The sequence below is a fragment of the Reyranella humidisoli genome, from assembly GCF_019039055.1.
Taxonomy (GTDB): domain Bacteria; phylum Pseudomonadota; class Alphaproteobacteria; order Reyranellales; family Reyranellaceae; genus Reyranella; species Reyranella humidisoli.
The window spans coordinates 3,706,615-3,726,175 of the sequence record NZ_JAHOPB010000001.1 but is presented as its reverse complement, the minus strand read 5'-3'; the positions used below and the strand labels follow the sequence as shown (position 1 = coordinate 3,726,175).

Below are 19,561 nucleotides of genomic sequence, written 5' to 3'. Positions count from 1 at the left end.
TGCCGCTCGCTGAGAGAAACGAAAAGGCGATTCGAGATGCGAGCGAGGTCTGGAGCGTCTGCCGCAAACACCCGCCCATACCTGTTTCCGCGTCCTCAGATTGGGGCCGGAGACTGTTCGCTCGAGGCAGGCAATGGCGGAGGGAATGGAGCTGGGATCCAAAGCTCTCTGCGTAGCGGTGCTGGTCGCTGCGGGAGGCTGCGGAGCCCTGCGCGGGCGCATTTTACGCCCTCCGCGTCCGACAGCTTCAGCCGCCCTTTCAGTTGGGCTTTCATGATGCGATTCTCGGCAACCAGATGTTCGTTCCGCCCCGGAAACTCCTGGTCCACCGTCCCCGTCACGTAGGCCGGGATACGCGCCCAATCCATAAACGCCCCCTGCCCTGTCCTGGCTCCGGCGGCATCGGCCGTCCAAAAAATTGTACGGGGCCACTTTCGGCACGGCTATGCTTACCCCGCTTGGGCGCTGGGCTTCCGGTCGTTCGAGTTTTTTGACCAAACGCGGATGACGACTTCCAGGACGTGATTGTCAGCATTCATGCGTTGGGATGGCTGCTCTAGAGACCAGAAGCGCAGCGACAGCATGGAACCCAGACACAACGATGACGTCGCCGTCCTATTCTGTGACATCGCTGGCGTCACTGTCTGCTCGGAGACGGAAAGTGATGAGGCCGCCGGCTCGCGATGTCACACGAGCTAACGGCTAGAGGGTCATGATCTTGTCGGCCCATTCGACGAGTTCGACAAGGACCGGCGGGCCACCCCACTTTGCCTTGTAGGGCACCAGATCGGCCTCGGTTATGCCGCGCGCGTTGGAGCAGGAGTGGCAGGCGTAGAGTTGGATGCCCGAGGCGACGGCCTTGTCCATCACCTGGCTGAGCGGCGGCCAACCCACCGGCACGACAGTCTCGGCAGTGGCTCGGCGGAACAGGGAGACCGCCTCGGCGATCAGGAAGATTTGCACCTCATGGCCTGCCTCGGCGAGGATGATCCCGTGGTCGAAAGGGAATCCGGCCTTGGTCGGTTCGTTCGAGCCCCAATAGCCTTGGATCATGATCTTCAGCTTTTTCTTTGCCGCTTCTGCCATGGACGTTGCTCCTGTTCCTTTTCGAGACTTTACGCTCCCACGAAAGCCTTGATGGCCACTAGCCTCAAATGCGCGGCATCACAAAAATGGTCCGGTGCGATAGGCGGTCGCGCAACTACTTGCGGACCATGGGCTAGTCGACTGCAACACGTTGGTCTTCGCCCACCGCTTGGTATGCCATTGTGCTTCTGCGTCCATTCAGACGAGTTCGCCAACTTGCTGCCCGGGCCCATATCGGAAAAGATGTATCGGGAGCCAACTGATATGAACGTTAGGATTCTCGTGGCCGGCGACAATGTGGACAATTGCTCCACGTTGTCGAAGCGCCTGGAGGATTTCGGGCAACCAGCGTTCGCTTGCCGCCGACCTTCATGGTCGCCCTCTTCTCGATTGCCGATCACCAGCTCATGCGCACGCCGGCGGTTATGCCGTGGGCGCTGTCCGCGCCGCTGATCGTGCCCTCGTAGCGAAGATAGACCGACGTCGCTTCGGCAATCGCGGTACCGGCGGAAAATCCCACCACCGCGGCGTCGCGTTGCTGCGTCGCGCCATAGGTGGTGAAGGGCGCCAGCGGCGCGCCCGCCAGCGTGGCTGTCACCGGGCGCGCCGTGCTGGCATAGTCGTGGCTCCAGCCCAGCCGCAGCTGCGCCACCAGCTTCTCACGCCAGCCGAGATCGACCGATCCGCCCAGCTGCGCGCCGATCACCGAGCGCAGCGAATTGGTGGTCTGCGCGGCGACCGTCAGGTTGAGCGACTGCGCGCCGGTTTCGCTGAAGCCGTTCTGCGTGCCGGTGTAGCCCTGCAGCCGCGCGAAGGGTGTCAGGTAGGCTGCCGCCGCCGCGCCGCCGACCGGACCGATATCGACGCGATAGCCGGCCTCGATCTGGCCGTAGAACTGGTTGGCGCCGGTGCGCCCCTGGGCGGTGCGCTGCCCGAGGGCGGGCACCGCAATCTGGCGCCACATCTGGTTGTCGCTGTAGGCGTAGCCCGCCAGCGCGTCCGCATAGACCTTGCCCTCTCGGTAGGTGCCATAGAGCCCGGCCAGGAACGTGTCCGTCGCTCCGGTGCCGCTGAAGCCCGACACATATTGCCGGCCGCTGGTGTAGCCGGCCGTGACGCCCAGACGGAAGCCGGACGCCAGCTCGCGGTCGAGCCCGGCCGCGAAGCCGCCGGCCGTGTAGGTGACGCCGCCGGTCGCGGCGCTGGCGCCGATCGTGCCCACGCCGCCCAGCGCACCGCCCCACGCGCCCCAAGTGCCGGTCCCCGGGTCAGTCACGCAGGCAACGTCGCAGGCCTCGGCCAAGGCGACGCGCTGGCCTGCCGGCGCGAAGCCGCCAGTCTGGTCGGCAACGGTGTTCATGAACAGCGCCGCGCCCTGCACCATCGTGCTCGAGAAGGCGGAATAGTTCTGGCCGCTGATCGCCGTCATGAAGGGAAGGACCTGGGCCGTCTGCAACGTCGCCAGCGTGCCCAGAATAGTGGCGAAATCGCCACTGGCGCCGGCCACGCCAGCATCGAGGGCCGCGCCGACGGCAGCGTGCGTGCCGGTTTGCGCCGCTGCCGCGAACCCGCCTGGCTGGAGGGTCAGATAGATGTTGTTGGCGTCCTGGCTCAGGCTGGACAGCAGGAAGGGATAGGGATCCGAGACTGCGGCATAGGAGCCGCTGAGGCCGCCCACGGCGGTCAGGATCGTGTAGGTCGTCCGCGGGCCAAGCGGCGCGCCCGGCAGGACGGCGACACTGACCGTGCCACCTTGCAGCGACGCGGCGCCGAGCACCCGGACCAGGTCGCTCTCGCCGGCGCCGTTGACCTCCGCCAGGTAGGTGCCCGAGCCGGAATGGAGATGGTTGCCGGTCACCGTCAGCGTGCCGATCGAATTGCCGGGCGAGTACGACCCATAGTTGACCAAGTTTCCCATGGTGCCCGAGCCCCGGTTGAACCCATAGGGCTGATTGGTCACGGTACCGGAGATAGTGCCGTTGTTGACCAGCGCAAAACTGTTGCTGAAATCGCCGGTGATGGTGGAGCCGACCGTGTTGGTGAACACCGAGGTGCTGAAGACGTTGCCGATGATCGTGCCGATGTTGGTGAAGGAGGGCTCCGTCGCGCCGCTGCTGTTGCCGTTCGTGACGGCGCCGGTGATCGTGCCGGTGTTGATGAAGGTGCCTTGAGGGTTCTGCACCGGGCCCGTGATGGAGCCGTTGTTGGTGAAGAAGCCGCTCCCCCCCCCCGCCCCTCCGACCTGAAGCTCGCTGGCGGTGATCGCGCCGCTGCCGGTGTTCACGAACGTTCCGGAATAAACTCCAACGAAGCCATTGATCGTGCCGTTGTTGGTGAACGTCGCGCCGAGCGCGTTGATGAGGACGGTAGAGAGGCTAATCGTCGAATTGTTGGTGAACACGGCCGTACCGGAGACGGTGACACCGGACGCGAGGGGGGTGTTCTGGGTGAACGTACCGCTGGTGAAGGGTTGTTGGGCAGCCGCCTCCGTAGTCCAGGTCAAGGTCAGCCACGCGAGGATCGTGGCCACGCAAACGTCCCACCGTACCCTGACCATGAGCCGATCGGTTCTTCGATCGATCTGTCGATTGAGTCGTCGCTTCGGGGGCGGTGCGCTAGGCGTGGCGCTGGGGCCATTGCCGCACAGAGTCATGGTGTCCTTACCCCTGCCCCCCGGCGGATATCTGGCACGCTAATTTAACTGCACGAATTGCGCAAGATGATTGGACGGCCCTGGCGGCATTCCAGCAGGGGGCGATACGGGCATTTCCTCGATCATCAGCGAACTATGTGAGAGGCGTATGAATGCGCGGACAGACTTCACGATTGCTTCAATGCGTTGCCCCCCCTGAGCTATTCGCCCTCGCCGACCACGTCAGGCGGACGCCGAGACTGAGGGCCTGGGAGGAATCGTTGCCCGATATCGTGCCTTCATAGCGGACGAACAGGCTGCTGCTGTCGCCGATGGCGGTGCTGGCGGAGAAGCCGAGCAGCAGCCCATCGCGGTACGGGCGATTTGCTTCATCCACGCCTCATTCGGATGAACGGTGATCCCGGCGATATCCACCCGGCGGCTCTCGATATGGATGAAGAAGAGCACATAGAGCAGGTCACCAGCCCGCGCAGCGTCAGCACCTCGGCGGTGAAGAAGTCGGTCCGGTCGACTGCGAGAGCACGACCTCCCGTTCGACTGATTCTAGTCGAACGGGACGTGCTCTAGCTCTAGGCGCCGGCGATTGCCTTCACCTCGAGGAAGTCCTCCATGCCGTACTTGCCCCACTCGCGACCGTTGCCGGACTGCTTGTAGCCACCGAACGGGGCGGTGCGCTCGTTCGGCACGCCGTTGAGGTTGACGTTGCCGGCGCGGATCTGCTTGCCGACGCGCTTGGCGCTTGCGACGGAACCGGCTGAGACGTAGCCGGCGAGGCCGTAGGGCGTGTCGTTGGCAATCTTGACCGCTTCGGCTTCGTCCTTGGCGCCGAGGATGGTGATAACCGGTCCGAAGATCTCCTCGCGGGCGATCGTCATGTCGTTGGTCACGTCGGCGAACACGGTCGGGCGAACATAGAAGCCCTTGTTGACGCCCTCAGGCAGGCCCGGACCGCCGGCGACCAGCGTCGCGCCCTCGTCGACGCCCTTCTTGATCAGCGCCTGAATCTTGTCCCACTGGGTGCGATTGACCACGGGACCAATCGTGGTGCCTTCGGCCTTCGGGTCGCCTGCCTTGGTCTTGTCGGCGACGGCCTTCGCGATGGCCTTCACTTCCGTCATCTTGCTCGCCGGCACGATCATGCGCGTCGGCGCGTTGCAGGACTGGCCCGAGTTGTTGAACACCTGGGCCACGCCGCCCGAGACCGCCTTGGTGAAGTCGGCATCTTCCAAGATAACGTTCGGCGACTTGCCGCCGAGCTCCTGGCTGACGCGCTTGACGGTATCGGCGGCGCGCTTGGCGACGTCGATACCAGCGCGGGTCGAGCCGGTGAACGAGATCATGTCGATGCCGGGGTGTTCGCTCATCGCCACGCCGACTTCGGGGCCGAGGCCGTTGACGAGGTTGAACACGCCCTTCGGGACGCCGGCGGCATGCATGACTTCGGCGAAGATCAGGGCCGAGGTCGGCGTGAATTCCGAGGGCTTCAGGATCATCGTGCACCCGACGGCGATCGCAGGAGCGACCTTACAGGCGATCTGGTTGAGCGGCCAGTTCCACGGGGTGATCATGCCGACCACGCCGATCGGCTCGCGCACGACGGTGGCTGTGCCGACCTTTTCCTCGAAGTGATAGTCCTTCAGCACCTGCAGGGTCGACATTAGGTGACCGAGGCCGGCACCGGCCTGCGCACGCTCGGCCATCGGGACCGGCGCGCCCATCTCGTCGGAGATGGCAGCGGCGATTTCCTTGGAGCGCACCTTGTAAGCGTCGATGATCCTCTCGAGCAGCGCGATGCGCTCCTCGCGCGTTGTGAGCGAGAACGTCTCGAACGCCCTGCGGGCGGCGGTGACCGCCTTATCCACGTCCGCCCTCGAGCCGACGGCGACGTCGTACATGCGCTCCTCGGTAGCCGGATTGACCACCGGGGCCGTCTTCATGACGACCGGGTCAACCCAGGCGCCGTCGATATAGAATTTCATGCGATTGACCATTTTGGCTCATCCTCCTCATGTTTTTGGGGCCGTATCGGGCAGCGGCAAACCGACCTCGGACGGTGGAAACTCTAGCGACCGAGCGACGAGCGGTCGACACGGCTCGAGTTCAACGCTGCCATTTTTCGGCCCATTGGCGAGTCATCGGGATGTTCCCCGGATGTGTGGTCCTTCAGATTCGGAGGTGTGCCCGCTCAAAATTCCAAAAGCCCAGGACGTGAGCGTTTCTGTGCCATGGTCATACCGTCATCGACATGCTTACTCTTCTGACCGCCCTCGGTTCCCTCCTCTCGTTCCGGGTGCGCGGCCGCGCCGCGCTGGAACTCCAGGCACGATGGACGCAGCGCGGGCGCCAATAACCGCACAGGTCCCTCATCGCTTCCCCGGAAACAGACCGACTGCTAGCTTCCACCAAGTTTCTGGGGTTTATCGGGGGAATGTCGGATGATCAGATGTCGGCGATCCTGTTGACCATTTTGCCCCGCGTCGTGGCCGCAGACAGCCAAGGCGCTTGGCTGCGCCGTAAGCTACAATGAACGGAAAGCCCGTTGTAGTCATCACCCACAGGGTACACCCCGAGGTGATCGAGCTGCTAACTCCACGCGCCACTCTGGTGGCCAACGAAACTGCCGACTCATGGCCCCGCGAAACCGTGCGGGCGCACTGCCGCAACGCCGACGCCATGATCGCCTTCATGCCCGACCATGTCGGCGACGCGTTCCTCGCGGCCTGCCCGCGATTGCGCATCGTCGCCTGCGCGCTCAAGGGCTTCGACAATTTCGACGTAGCGGCTTGTACGCGGCGTGGCGTCTGGATCACAGCCGTCCCCGACCTGCTGACGGCGCCGACCGCCGAACTTGCTGTCGGCCTCACCATTGGGTTGGCGCGCCACATCGCGGCCGGCGACCGCTGGGTGCGCAGCGGCGGCTTCCGTGGCTGGCGCCCGGTGCTTTATGGGATGGGGCTGACCGGGGCGACGGTTGGCATCGTGGGTTTCGGCGCGGTCGGCCGCGCGATCGCCCGCCGGCTGTCTGGATTCGATGCGCGGCTTTTATTCTTTGACCCAGCACCGGCGCCATCTGTGGACGCGCAGAAGACGTGCCTCGAAGAACTGCTCGTCACCGCCGACATCGTGATACTCGCGACGCCCCTCACGCCGGACAGCCGGGAGTTGATCGACGAGCAGGTGCTGGCGAAGATGAAGTCCGGTGTGCTCCTCGTGAACGTTGGACGCGGATCTGTGGTCGACGAAGAGGCCGTGGCCCGCGCGCTCGCCGCCGGGCGCCTCGGCGGGTATGCTGCCGATGTCTTCGCCTTCGAGGACTGGCGCCTGAGCTCGCGGCCAGACAAACCGCCGCCGGCCCTCCTGCAACAGACCGAACGCACGCTGTTCACCGGCCACATGGGTTCGGCCGTCGCCGGCGTCCGGCGCGACATCGAAACGGCCGCGGCCCGTTCCGTCCTTCAAGTCTTGCGCGGCGAGCGGCCAGATGGCGCGCTCAATGAGGTCGTGCCCCCTTTGGTGGTTTAGCTGATCGGAGAAAGGCCACGAGCGAGCGCGCCCACAGGCCATTCGACTCAGTGACAAGCGGTTTGCTCGCTGCCTGATCCTTCGACGTTTGGATCATCCAGACGCACCGCTTCACAATTCTTCCTCCATTATGCAATCGCCGAGTGTTTCATGCGGACGCTGCATCTGGCATCTGCGCAACAGCTGGCTAGCTGTGCTTGCTCAAAAGTCGAAACCACCGAGAAAGCACAGGGAATACTCGGCGCAGCTGTGCCTACTGAATACTACATCCGGCAATATTGATGATGAAGTCCGCCGAGAATCGGCCCCGTGACGACTTGGCCGTACCGCTGCACGGACCGATGGCCCGGAGAATCCTTGGACAGAGATAAATGCGTCCGGACTTCATTTTAATAGCCGGCGTAGGCCGCAAGGATCCGGCGCAGATGGGCCTCGCCGAAGACGACGATGTGATCGAGGCATTCCCGCCGGATCGATCCGATCAACCGCTCCGCGTGCCCGTTTTGCCAAGGTGAGCGCGGCGCCGTCGGGTGATCACGGATGCCCATGACTGCAAGACGCCTGGTGACGGCATGGCCGTAGGACGCGTCACGATCCCGGATCAGGTATTTTGGCGCTTCATCCCAAGGGAAGGCTTCGGTGATCTGGCGAGCGATCCATTCCGCCGTCGGATTGGTCGTCACCGTGAGCGATATCAGCCACCGGCGCTGATGCCGGAGAATGACCAAGACGAAGAGCAGCTTGAAACCAATCGTCGGCGCGACCAGGAAATCCATGGCGGCGATGCCGGTCGAATGATTGTGCAGAAAGGTCTTCCAAGTCTGCGACCGCCCTCGCCCGTTCCTCGCCATATACTTGGCGACCGTCGACTGCGCGATGTCGATCCCGAGCTTGAGCAGTTCGCCATGGATCCGCGGCGCGCCCCACAGCCGGTTGGCCAGGCTCATGTCGCGGATCAGACGCCGGATCTCGATTGGAACCTTTGGCTGGCCGCCACGAGAGCGCGACTTCCAGCGCCAGTACAGGCAGAAGCCCGCCCGATGCCAACGGATTAACGTCTCGGGCTGAAGAATAGTGACGGCGTTCAACACCGACGGGAACAGCCGATAGAGCCAGACGAAGAGCAGTCGGTCGGCGACCGACAATTTGGGCTTCGAGGGGACACGTCGGCGCAGCACCTTCAACTGATGCTGCAGCATCACAATCTCCGCTTCCAACCGCGCCCGCGTCTTGAACGGAGAGATCAGGACATGCAGGGCGAGGCTCAGAAACGCGATCATGGAGGCTCAGCCCACTCGATCCCGCCCCTCACGCCAGTGCATGGAGTTTTCGGTATGGACAACGAGAGAACATGCGTAGAATCGGGGTTTTAGGGCGATCCGCCCTCTACAGAATGCAAAAGACCACCCCTTGAGCCTTCCTACATTCTCAAATGGCAAAGGACGACATCGGCTTGCGGCGGGGCAGCGTCGGGCTCAGCGAGCCCCCGACAGCATCTGGTCGGAAGGACCCATTCAAGGCTCGTGGTCGCCGATCAGCTTCCAGCCCTCCGACCAAGGGCGGTCAGCGCCTTGGCCGCGAGGCGGAAAGGTCGCGTGGCGTAGTACACAGGCCAAAGTATTTGCGGAAGCTTCATCGCGTCGTAGTCCCCAGAGGTCCGGGTGAGTGCCAGCCTCAACGCACCCTCGATCTTGTCGATCCGGCGTTCACAAAGATGGAAATCCGAAAAATTCTCCTGCTCTGCGGGATCAGGCAGGCCTTCCCTCAAGTCCCCTGCCAGCCGTGCAACAAGGAAGCGAACCCGATCACTCTTCTCAAGCAGGCCGAGCAGAGGCCGTGGGACGGGTGTGCCGGCCAACTCCTGCGCCATCGCGCAGCCCAGCAGGATCGTGTCGCCGCATCGATGCGCCCTGGCACGCTCATGAATGCCAAGCCAATCGAGGTCCGGGTAGCGGTCGATCAGCGTGGCGAAATCGCAGGTCCACCCCAAGCACCGCCAGGCTTCCTTCGTTCCATGGCCGGCCAGCAACAGAGCAAGGTTTTCGATCGAAGGTGTGGGAACGGCGCGATTGCCGATCAGTACGGTGTCGAGATCCTGCCAGACAGCGGCAGGCGTCAAGGGAAACGGCACATGGGTGCCGGTAAAGCTCCAATGGAGGTCGACCGCGAGATCGCTGTCGGGGTGAACGAAAGCATACTGTCGCAAGTGGGCCAGAAATGCCTGCCGGTGCGCTTGCGTTCCATCGGCGGCGCGATAGCCGAGCCCGCCGAGCAGCCGCTCGGCATCGTCTATCTGCTGCTTGGGCACGATGATGTCGACATCGACATATTCCCGGCGCGACACGTCTCCATGGAGAAGCGCTGCCAGGGTCGGTCCCTTGAAGGTGGCAAACCGGAGACCCGCCTTGGCGAATACCTCGGACAAGCGGCAAAGTTCCCGGGTTACGAGCAGCGCACGTGCGCCGTGAACCCGCCGGAAATTCTCAAAAGTGTTTCTCGTTGCCTCAGGCACGACTTCCCAAGACATCCGATAGAGACTCTCGACAAGCTGCGGGCGGACTCCGTGGTACTCGCCAAGCCTGAAGAGTTCCCCGAAGTCGACGCCGGCGCTGAGTATTTTCCGGGCCTCACCGAGGTCAGGCTCTGGGCGTGCAACAAGACAGAGAAGCTTGAATTCAACGCTGCCGGTCGAAGGCCGGGCTGAAGCCGGCATCCGCTTGCGAAACAGCGCCAACCTGAAAACCATGTCCGCCCGCAGCTTCCCCATTCTCAGCTATGGTTACGCCTTGAGTGGGACGGAGGCAAAGGTAGTCGCACGATCGTCGAGACAGTCGACGATGCCAGACGCCTTAAGCCCGCGTGCTTTTTCTGCCGCTCAGCCTGCCACCATCGTTATTCCCACGGCTTCCAACGGTCAGTGTCAGTTCACTGAAGGTGCCCAAAACCTGGAGCACCGGCTCGGCGTAAGGTCTTTTCGGGGGTGATTTCACGCCCCTGTCATCCTCATCGCAATTGTGCCGCGCATCCATAAAGTTCTCCTCCCTGCCCGCAACAAAGGAACGATAACAGGCAACCACACACCCAATCCCTTGGGAGAGGTAGCATGATACTCTGACGGAGCGCAAACATATTGCACCTCAAATGCGGTATGAATGCAGCACCAAAACAGGTACAAATAGCTGTCCTGAATGGTCAACCAACGACGTCGATGAGGCCGACCTCCTGGAGGTTCGCCAGGAACCTGACCGCATGATCCAGGCAGACGGCCGGATCGACATCGAACTGCGCCGCAACATCGTCGCAAACGTCCGCGATCGCCCTCGACACATCGAGACTATTCCAAATTGCCGTTCCCATGCCCCGGAAGCCGAAATAGCGCCCCTTGTCGAAGTGCAGCAGCACCACTTCACCGCTGAATCCGCACGCAACCCGTCGTGCGGATCTCTTGCCAATCGTCGAAACTGTCAGCATTCGTAAGGCCTAGGACATCCGCGGACGAAGTAGCAGAGGGCGGATCGCTGACCTCTCGTCGAGGGCCGTCACTGAGAAATGACACCGCCAAGACGCCTTCTCGTCAGCCAGTGATCGAGAACGTGAACGGCGAGAGCTTTGCCCCGCAGGCGCCCGGACCAGTTCCCGGCCGATACGATCGAAATGTCGACGTAGCGATCCAGGTACCCGTCGCGCGACAGGCTTGGAAGTCCGTGGCCAAACGGCAGCGTGGACTCGTGGGGCGTTTTCCTGCGCGCGAGCACCTCGTCCGGAAGCTGCCCTCGCATGGCTTCGCGCAACAGCATCTTTTCCCTGGCCCACGGCAGCGTCGGTACCGACAACATGAATTCGAGGACACGCAAGTCGAGAAACGGATGACGCAGGGCGAGAGGTCCCAGGGATTCCTCGAATTCGTAGTCAGCGAATACGGCCGGCCATATGGGATTGTTGAATCCGGCTACGGCTCCCGGGCGCCAGGGATGGCGCGGGACCAGACCCGCTCCGAAACCGCCTGGACTTGTCGCGCTGGCAAACCGCCGTTCCAAGTCCACGTGACGGGCAAGGGATGGGGCAATCCACGGCGGCACGCCAACGGAATCATCGGTGTGATGGCGGCGTCTGGTATAGCGCGTGAGCGTTTCCCACCATCCCGCCAATCCTTTGACGTGAAAATAGAACACGCCGGCCTCCGCCAGTCGCCGCCAGTCCCGCCGGCCGACCAGCCATGACAGATAGTCGTTTCGCTCAAAGACGAGGGCATTGTCCGGCCCTTCCCCATAGAACCAGACGGATGCTCTTTTCGCCCGTTCGCACACGACCTCACGGTCGAAATGGGCAGTCGTGATCAGGTCCGACGGCTCCGGCGTTGTTGTCGTCCTCGCCCACCACTGTGTGTCGTAGACAAGATCGTCGCTCTGCCGGTGCCGAAGCTCGACGCCAAGCCGCTCGGCCGCCAGTGAACTGAAGTGTCTTTCTCTCGCAGATTCAAACTGCTCGAAATCAAGGCATTCGGCCACAACACGCGAGGCATCTCCCGTCACATGCACTGCACAGGCTGCAAGCGTGGTTGAATCGAGGCCGCCGCTCATGGCGATGCCGACCCTGCCAGCAGGCAAGCGGTCGGCAATCGATTTCGACAAAAGATCGAAGAAGCCCTCGGTGTATTGGCGTCGGTCCCGAAAGTAAAGGGGATCCCCAATTTCCAGTCGCCAGTATCGGCGCGTCGCGGCGCGGGTTCCGGAGATCGTCAGCACATGCGCCGGGGCCAGCCGCCGAATATGCCGATAGACCGTTCGCTCGGACTCCAGAGAATGACCAACGGTCAGAAAATCGGCGATCCATGTATCGTCGAGGTCGCGCGCAACAACGGTCTGTGCGGCAATCCAGTCCAGCGAGTCGCTGACAAACCACGCCCCCCCGACCTCGGCATGAAAAAGCGACCGTATGCCGAGCTGGTCGCGGGCACAGATCATCCGCTTGCGCGCGCCGTCCCACAACACAAAGCAGAAGTCGCCGGTGAGGCGATCCAGGAACGCGTCGCCCCAGGCGGCGTAGGCGCGCAGGCACAGTTCGGCATCGGATGCTTCTCCCACAGCGGCCTGGGGGAGATCCGAAAGCAGCGACCGAAGTTCGTCGCGCGCATCGAGCCTGACCCGACCGACGATTCGGAACAGCCCGCCAAGGCCCCGGATACCGATCGCCTCGCCGGTAGCTGCAAGAGGTCCCGCTTTCGAGCAAACGAAGGCAATATGGCCGGCGGGGTCGAGGCTCTCGAAGTCATGCCCGGCGACTTCGAACCGCCTGTGATCGACGGGTCTGCCGTCGATGTTGAAGATGGCGGCGAACACTTTTCAGGCGGTATGGGGCAAAAGACGCGAGGTCGGTCCGGCTTGCCTTGCGCATGGCAGATCAATGCCGAACCGAGGCCGCGCCGGCCGAACCACGGCGAGCGTCTCGATGGCTTCAAGCCGAAAGATCTGGTCGACGAAGCGGTGGGCTGCGCTGCGCGTCATGAACATGCTCCTTAATGCGCCGCCCGAGCCACCTGCTCGAGGAGGGCATAGCGCCTCGCATATCGTATCGCATAGAAAAATACTTCCTGCGCCACATGCTCCGCGAACAGCAATTGCCACGCAAGCCGGTCGAGCACACGATATCTGATAGTCATGCTCGATGTCGTGAGCACCCGCACCGGCTCGAATCCCGCCAGCCGCGTCGAGGAGATGGCATCGGCGGGCGACGTCCGCCCCGGCTCGCCGGTGTCCTCGCCCTGCAGTACAAGCGATGTGCTCAGAATGAAGTTCAGGAAGAACGCCTCGAACGCCCTTTCGTCGACACCTTCCGCCTTCGCGCAGATGACCTGCCGCCCCTCGGCCGAGACGGCGGCTTCGAAAACCTCATCCGCTTTCAGGTAGATGCTTCCATCCGGCAGCACCGAATGGTGAAACCAGTCGTCGGGGGCGGACTCCAACCCGTCGGACCTCACTCGAGAGTAATCGGGTGTCCCGAGCGTTACATTGTTCGTGGTCGAGCCGCTTGCGGCGGCCGTTTCTTCGATGGACGACAGCCGGAACGGGCAGTCGACGACGATGCCGTAGGCGGCGTGGCGATATGTACGCCCCTCGGGAGGCTTCCCGCAGCCGCCCTCTCCGCCAGTCCTGCCGAAGTCACTCAATTCCTGCTCTCGATGTGATTTTCCAGATCGCCCGAACACTGGCGCGCTTCACGGCTACCGGAACAAAAATGACTTCTGCATCATCCTTCCGACAGAGCCGCACCCTGGCCCGAAGCGATATGAACTGCCCGGTTGAACTCAGCAACAAGGACCTCGGAATTCTCGCGATCGAGCATACTGACATGATTGCCTGGGACCGGAACGATGGTCAGCTTCTCGGTGCGAGCATGCCACCCCAGGTCGACGCCACCCTCCTCCGAACGGAATAGCAGCACCGGAACGCTTAAGCGGGTGGGTGGCGCGTGCCGGATCCAGGCCCCACGATGAAACTGGACGAGCATCGACTGCAAGTGCCAACTCAACCGAAACATGAAGTGACTGTTGGCTGGAAAACGGAAAGACAATAGGAACCGAAGCGCATGAAGCCCCATCGGCCCCGTAACCAAGGACGGGGTAAGTATCGCTTCCGCCATCGTCCCCCAGTCGCGATTGCCTGCAAGGCGACACAGCGTTGAAAATCGTTTTACAAAGCCGCGCCGTTCCAGAGGCGGACCCGAGTTGTAGTGCTCGGCATCTGTATCGAGCACCAGAAGCGCCGAGATCCTCCGGCCCCGCTTCGATAGCTGGTCGGCGACGGCATAGGCAAAATCTCCTCCCAGGGAATATCCGGCGAGAAGAATGGCCCCGTCCGGCGCGAACTGTTCGATCTGGGCTACCAGATGCGCAACGATGTCTTCATGACCACCCCGCGCGAGGCAACCGAGATCGGGATAGCTCGTTGGGACGACCCTGATGCTTTTGGCGCAGGCCATTCGGAAGCGGGCCAGAAGAGGCGTATCTCCCCACTTCCCCGGCACCAGGAACACCATCGGCAGAGCGTCCTGAGACACTGGCGACGGTCTTTCCCTCAGGCGATCCAGAACCTGGGCAAACTCCACGGGTTTAAGCCCAGCATGGAATTGGTCCAGCGGGAGCGACCGGCCGCACAACCGTTCCAGATGGAGAACCAGAAGGAGCAACCGAAGAGAATCGCCACCGGCCTCGTCGAAGCTAGGGCCGTCCTGGAGCGCCGGACGGCCAAGGGCGAGGCGCCAAGCCTCGCCCACAATATCGGTCGAGCGTGGCGTCGGGTGGGCGCTGGCGGGGGGCGGCAGAGGCCCTGACTTGACCGTCGAACGCTGCGCGGCGTGCGCCAGCAACGCCTCCTCGTCCACTTTCCGGCCCGGCAGCAGCGGAAGTTCGTCGAGCACGAAGAGCTCGGATGGCTCCATGTAGGCGGGAAGCCTCTCCTTCAGGTGCTTTCGGATCGAGACGGCAACGGATGACGAAACCGCCTCACGCAGCACGACGAATGCGAACAATGTAGACTCGCCCACAGTCGCCCGGGCCACGACTGCTGCATCTGCAACCTCGGGCAACAGCCGGAGCGCCGTCTCGATTTCCGCAAGCTCGACACGGTTGCCCAGAACCTTGATCTGCCGATCCTTGCGGCCGAGCATCGCGACGAGGCCGTCGGGGCCACGGGAAGCGATGTCGCCCGTGCGATACACGGGCTCCAGGTTGTTCATGTCCTGTTGAAAAAGCCCCGGGTGAACAGCGCCGCCGCGCCAGAGTCCGAGCGACATCCAGGAACTCCTGACAAAGAGTTCGCCCGGCTCCCCCTGCTGCACGGCCTTTCCGGCATCGTCGAGCAAGGCGACAGTAAATCCCGGCAACGGATATCCGGCCGGCACGCGAGGCCCGTCGGTCCGAAACTTCGGCGGCACGAACCATTGCAGGATTGCCGGCGCTTCCGTGGCGCCATACGAAGAAAGCACGTGGCAGTCTTTGGACAGTAATCCCCGAAGCTGCTCGAGATCGACCGCGAGCAAAGCGTCGCCCGAGGAATGGACGCAGCGCAGAGACGCCAGGGCGGGCGCAACCTTGTCGATGCGGGCGACGCTGCGCCACACAGCCGGCGTTGTGAACATCATGGTGATGCCCATCTCGCCGATTGCCTGCACGACCCGGCCGAGTCCCGTCCGCTGAAGGTCGAGCTTCACCAAAGCAGCGCCGGTCAACAAGGCTTCGAATATATGCTGCAGGCCGGCAATCGTACTCGGAGACGCGAGCGACAGCAGCTTGTCGTCGGGGCGAAAATGCACGGCGTTGATGAGCTGGCCGACGCGATTGAGAATGGTGCGCTGGCTGATCGCGATGCCTTTTGGTTGGCCGGTACTGCCCGATGTATAGACGATGAAACTGGCCGCGCCGGGAGGCGTCGAGGAAGCGGAAGGCCACTCAGCTAATGGCTGCTCGGCTGCCGGCAGACCTTCCAGTGCATCGTCGATCACGATGGTGCGAATGCCGGCCGGCAGCAGAAGACCGCCCTTGATTTCGGACCGCCTCAGAATGACCGTCGCGACACCGGCGTCGCGAACGATTGCGGCGACGCGCTCTGCCGGATGTTGACGATCGATCATCACGCAAGGCCTGCTCGACGCCAGGCAGGCCAGGATCGCGACGGGATACGCGGCTTCGTTCGGAAGCAAGATGCCGACAGGTTGTCCGGCAGGGACGGAGGCATCGATCCTGTGACTGAGACGCCGGCATGCCGCCCAAACCTGTGCGTAGGTCAGATGCCCGGCAAGATCTTCACAGGCAACCCGATCTTCGAATTCCTCCGCGGCAGACTGGAACAGGTCGAGCACCGGTCGATCGATCCAGTCCTCGCAAAACCGACGGAACGGAACAGTCGGGCCATTCAGGTCGAGTGGCGGAACGCTCGGATATGACCACGGGACGTCTGATACTCGAGCGGAGGTCATCTTTTTTCGGACGAATCCAATGGCTCTCGATGGCCGATGTGGTGAGTACTCACACTAGGTCTCGTCGACCGGTTTTCCTGCATGACAGTCTGCGGGTCGAACGCGTCAACTCGCTCGATACGGCGCTTCAGCCCGGCTATTGCGAGCTTCGATTCATCGAACGTCAGGGAGGCAGACTTCCGAGGTGCTGGCGTGGGGCGACGGGCCATGATCCCCGCAGGATGACCCAAGGGCCTGTGGATAGGTTCTCAAAGGCTGTGCGGAAATCCTGTGTGGATCCCACCAGAAGAATGCCCTTTTTACTGGGCTTCCAGGGAATGGCGGAGGGTTTCTCCGTGCCGTGGGGTATCGGGGCGAGCCTCGAAATCCCTGGCCTGTACCCCCGAAACGCCCGGAGCCGATCGGGAATGGTGGCGCTTGGAGGCGCACACCCTCGCCCTTGCGCCGATAGGCCCATCCCAAGGGCAAGCGGAAATTGCTTCTGAACGGGGCCGCGAACGACTTGTCGTCAAGGACTGACCACGATAGCGGCGGCCAGTGACCGCCGTCAGGCGGTTCAGCGCCGTGCCAGAGCCTTCGCCAGCACCGCGCGCAGCGTTTCGGGTGTAATCGGCTTGCTGACGTACCCATCGCCGCCGGCCGCCAGAAAGCGCTCCTCATCGCCTGCCATCGCGCTGGCCGTCACGAACACGATCGGCACGCGACTCCGGGGCCCCTCCTCCTTGCGGATCTTCCGCGTCGCCTCGAGCCCATCAAGACGTGGCATCTGCACATCCATCAGAACGGCGTCGTAGTCGCTAGCCCGCACCGCGGCCACGGCTTCGTTGCCATCCTCGACAAGATCGCATGTGTGTCCTTCACGCGTCAGGAGAGCCTCGAGCAGAATCCGCATCGTCGGAGCATCGTCGGCGACCAGAATCCGCCGCGCGGCCGGCGGTCGGTCCGTGGCCCGGCTTGCGGTCGCGGGAACCGTGTCGACAACCGGCCGGCAAGGCAGGTCGACCGTGAACAGCGACCCTCGGCCGGGACTCGACTCGACAGAGATGCTGCCCCCCATCAGCGCGAGCAGCTGGCGACAGATCGGCAGGCCGAGCCCCGTGCCCCCAAACCGGCGGGCGATACTTTCGTCAGCCTGCACGAAGCTCTCGAAGATGCGTTGCTGCATCTCGGGCGCCATGCCGATGCCAGTATCGGCCACAGTGAGAAGTAGTCGGTGTCCCGCATCAACTGTCCGGGCTTCGACGGACACCGTGCCTTGCGACGTGAACTTCACGGCATTGGAAAGCAGATTGAGAAGCACCTGCCGCAGGCGCCCCTCGTCGCCAAGTATCTGCCGCGGCACATCGTCGGCGATGCGCACCTCCATACGGTTGCCACGCTCCTCCGCCGCTGCCGCCACGAGCGGTATCGTCGACTCAACGAGCGCGCGGACCGAGAAAGGAGTCGACGTCACGGCCAGTCGCCCTTTCTCCAGCTGCGCGAAATCCAGAATGTCGTTGACGATCGTCAGCAGATGACGGGCCGCGTGTTCGGCCGTGTCGAGGTACTTGCGAACAGCGGGATCGGTGATACCCGGCTTGGCCAGTTCCAGCATGCCGAGGACCCCCGCGAGGGGCGTTCTCACTTCATGGCTCATATTGGCGAGGAAGAGCGACTTTGCGCGATCGGACGCCGTTGCCGCGTCGCGGGCCAGCGCCAGTTCCGTGACCCGCTCCTCGATGTCGGTCGCCATCCGCGAGATCGCGGAAGCGAGAATGGTCAGTTCACTGGTGCGGCTAGTGATCCGCGGCCGTACGGAATAGTCGCCCTGGCCGATTGCTTCCGCCGCCCGGACAAGCTGGTTCAACGGACGGGTCACCTGACTTTGCGCGATGGCAAAAGCCAGCATGAAGGCCGCGATCGCAAGGCTCGATATCACGATAACGCGCGTCATCAACTCGCGTCGGATTTGGTCGACTGCCGCCAGTGAGAAGGCAAACCGGGCGAGGCCCAGCCTCTGGTGCCCGAAGGACAGGGCCACCTCGAACAATTGCAGGACGGTGCCGTCGGCTTGGGGTAATGGCAGTCCCTTGAAGGGAACGGAAGGCCCGTTGCAGTCCGAGAGCGGCCCGGCCGCCGCGATCAGCATTCCCCGGCTGTCGCACAGAAGGAGCGCCTCGAAGCTGCCGGCCCGGACACTTTCCGACACGGAGTCGACAACACTGGCGTAGTCTCGCTCGATCAGCGGCGCTGCGAACATGGCGTTGAGCAATTGCCCATCGGTACGCGCACGGGCGTGAAGTTCGACCAGCAGCGCCTCGCGCATCTGGATCGACTGCGTATACGTGAGGGTGATGGCAGTGCCAGTGATGGTGATCAGTCCAAGCACCAACAGGCGTACTCGAAACGAGTTACGCCAGCGCCGCCCACCGACGACAGCCCGCGCGATCCAGCCTCTCAGCGTACGCATGGCGCGGCACCGGTGGGCGCCCGCGAGATCAACGAAGCTGCTCGCGGGTTTCGGCAGTTACCGAATCGATCGTCTCCAGGTCCTTTTCGGGCACGGGGCTTATGGCTCGTACACCCGTCAGGGTGGTGAACTCTCGACCAAGATCCGTTGCTGGAAATGCCATGAGAGCGGCCCTCAGCACAGCAGCCCTATCGGCCGGCATGGCGCGCCCTTGCAGCAGCAGGAAGTTCGGCAGTCTGGCAAACTCTTCCATCACCGACAGACGTTCGCCGATCTCGGGCCGGATGGCACGCAGTTCACCGGCACTCATCATGGCCAGCGGCGCGCTTCCCGAGGTCAGCACCTGGGCGAGACTGTCCTCGTTGCGTGTCCAGACCACCTCGTAGTCGGCGCCAGCCGACAGTCCGCGCTGTCGCAGCCAGTTCTTCCCGACCAGAACGAGCATCGACTGCGGGTTGGACACGGCCAGCGCCTTGCCGCGCAGCGCCTCGATCGAAGCGGCCGGCGCAGCCTTGAGCGTCACCAGCAAGGCGGGAATCGCAGGCTCGAATCCGGCTATCAGCGTCAACCCTGCGTCCTGCTGGGCGATCCGCCCCAGATTGGCCGCCGTCACCACGAGATCGTATTCCCCGGCCACGGTGCGGGCCTGAAAAGTGCGGAAGTCGGGTGCCGTCGCGATCTCGACGGGCATGCCCAGCGCCGCCGAAAGATGATCGCGCAGCGGCCTGTAGTTCGTGAGAAGAACGCGCGGGCTGAGGTTGGGCAGAACGCCGACCTGAAATGCCTGTGCCCAGGCTGGCAGCGCGCACGCAAGACTGGTCACACAAATTACCAGACCGGTGGCGATCGCTCGGATGTTCATTGCTTGTCCCTTTCTG

The 19,561-nt window shown here is 63.1% G+C and carries 13 protein-coding genes; 1 reads left to right on the top strand and 12 read right to left on the bottom strand.

Annotation, left to right across the window (positions count from 1 at the left end):
- Window positions 1-702: 702 nt before the first annotated feature.
- The 3 genes from KQ910_RS17970 to KQ910_RS17960 all read right to left on the bottom strand — a co-directional run bounded on the left by KQ910_RS17970 (window position 703) and on the right by KQ910_RS17960 (window position 5,730).
- Complete coding sequence (locus tag KQ910_RS17970; protein WP_216963268.1) at window positions 703-1,086, bottom strand: DsrE family protein; 384 nt, start codon at window positions 1,084-1,086, stop codon at window positions 703-705.
- 397 nt (window positions 1,087-1,483) lie between these two features.
- Window positions 1,484-3,616: an autotransporter outer membrane beta-barrel domain-containing protein gene (locus KQ910_RS27265; RefSeq protein WP_216963265.1), complete on the bottom strand. Its 2,133-nt coding sequence runs from the start codon at window positions 3,614-3,616 to the stop codon at window positions 1,484-1,486.
- Between the two features lie 692 nt (window positions 3,617-4,308).
- Window positions 4,309-5,730: an aldehyde dehydrogenase family protein gene (locus KQ910_RS17960; protein ID WP_216963261.1), complete on the bottom strand. Its 1,422-nt coding sequence runs from the start codon at window positions 5,728-5,730 to the stop codon at window positions 4,309-4,311.
- 532 nt (window positions 5,731-6,262) lie between these two features.
- On the opposite strand from KQ910_RS17960, the gene KQ910_RS17955 reads away from it, so the two are divergent.
- Window positions 6,263-7,261 carry a phosphonate dehydrogenase gene (locus tag KQ910_RS17955; RefSeq protein ID WP_216963257.1) on the top strand — a complete coding sequence of 333 codons (999 nt, stop codon included), beginning with the start codon at window positions 6,263-6,265 and terminating at the stop codon, window positions 7,259-7,261.
- Window positions 7,262-7,650: 389 nt separating this feature from the next.
- Here KQ910_RS17955 and KQ910_RS26820 read toward each other — a convergent pair whose 3' ends face one another.
- The 9 genes from KQ910_RS26820 to KQ910_RS17910 all read right to left on the bottom strand — a co-directional run bounded on the left by KQ910_RS26820 (window position 7,651) and on the right by KQ910_RS17910 (window position 19,545).
- Window positions 7,651-8,541, bottom strand: a complete 891-nt coding sequence (locus KQ910_RS26820; RefSeq protein ID WP_229600443.1) for an integrase core domain-containing protein — start codon at window positions 8,539-8,541, stop codon at window positions 7,651-7,653.
- 254 nt (window positions 8,542-8,795) lie between these two features.
- Window positions 8,796-10,007 (bottom strand): nucleotidyltransferase domain-containing protein, encoded by a 1,212-nt coding sequence (locus tag KQ910_RS17945; RefSeq protein ID WP_216963255.1) that lies wholly within the window; start codon window positions 10,005-10,007, stop codon window positions 8,796-8,798.
- Between the two features lie 446 nt (window positions 10,008-10,453).
- Window positions 10,454-10,732 (bottom strand): PqqD family protein, encoded by a 279-nt coding sequence (locus KQ910_RS17940; protein ID WP_216963252.1) that lies wholly within the window; start codon window positions 10,730-10,732, stop codon window positions 10,454-10,456.
- Between the two features lie 68 nt (window positions 10,733-10,800).
- The gene (locus tag KQ910_RS17935) at window positions 10,801-12,600 is read right to left on the bottom strand and encodes an asparagine synthase-related protein (RefSeq protein WP_216963249.1); all 1,800 of its coding nucleotides are present in this window, start codon (window positions 12,598-12,600) and stop codon (window positions 10,801-10,803) included.
- A gap of 3 nt (window positions 12,601-12,603) precedes the next feature.
- Complete coding sequence (locus KQ910_RS17930) at window positions 12,604-12,765, bottom strand: hypothetical protein (protein ID WP_216963246.1); 162 nt, start codon at window positions 12,763-12,765, stop codon at window positions 12,604-12,606.
- An 11-nt stretch (window positions 12,766-12,776) separates the two neighbouring features.
- Window positions 12,777-13,427, bottom strand: a complete 651-nt coding sequence (locus tag KQ910_RS17925; RefSeq protein ID WP_216963243.1) for a hypothetical protein — start codon at window positions 13,425-13,427, stop codon at window positions 12,777-12,779.
- Between the two features lie 80 nt (window positions 13,428-13,507).
- Window positions 13,508-16,117: an AMP-binding protein gene (locus KQ910_RS17920; protein WP_216963240.1), complete on the bottom strand. Its 2,610-nt coding sequence runs from the start codon at window positions 16,115-16,117 to the stop codon at window positions 13,508-13,510.
- 673 nt (window positions 16,118-16,790) lie between these two features.
- Window positions 16,791-18,683, bottom strand: coding sequence for an ATP-binding protein (locus KQ910_RS17915; protein ID WP_216963237.1), 1,893 nt, complete (start codon window positions 18,681-18,683; stop codon window positions 16,791-16,793).
- A gap of 28 nt (window positions 18,684-18,711) precedes the next feature.
- Window positions 18,712-19,545 (bottom strand): phosphate/phosphite/phosphonate ABC transporter substrate-binding protein, encoded by an 834-nt coding sequence (locus KQ910_RS17910; protein ID WP_216963234.1) that lies wholly within the window; start codon window positions 19,543-19,545, stop codon window positions 18,712-18,714.
- Window positions 19,546-19,561: the final 16 nt, after the last annotated feature.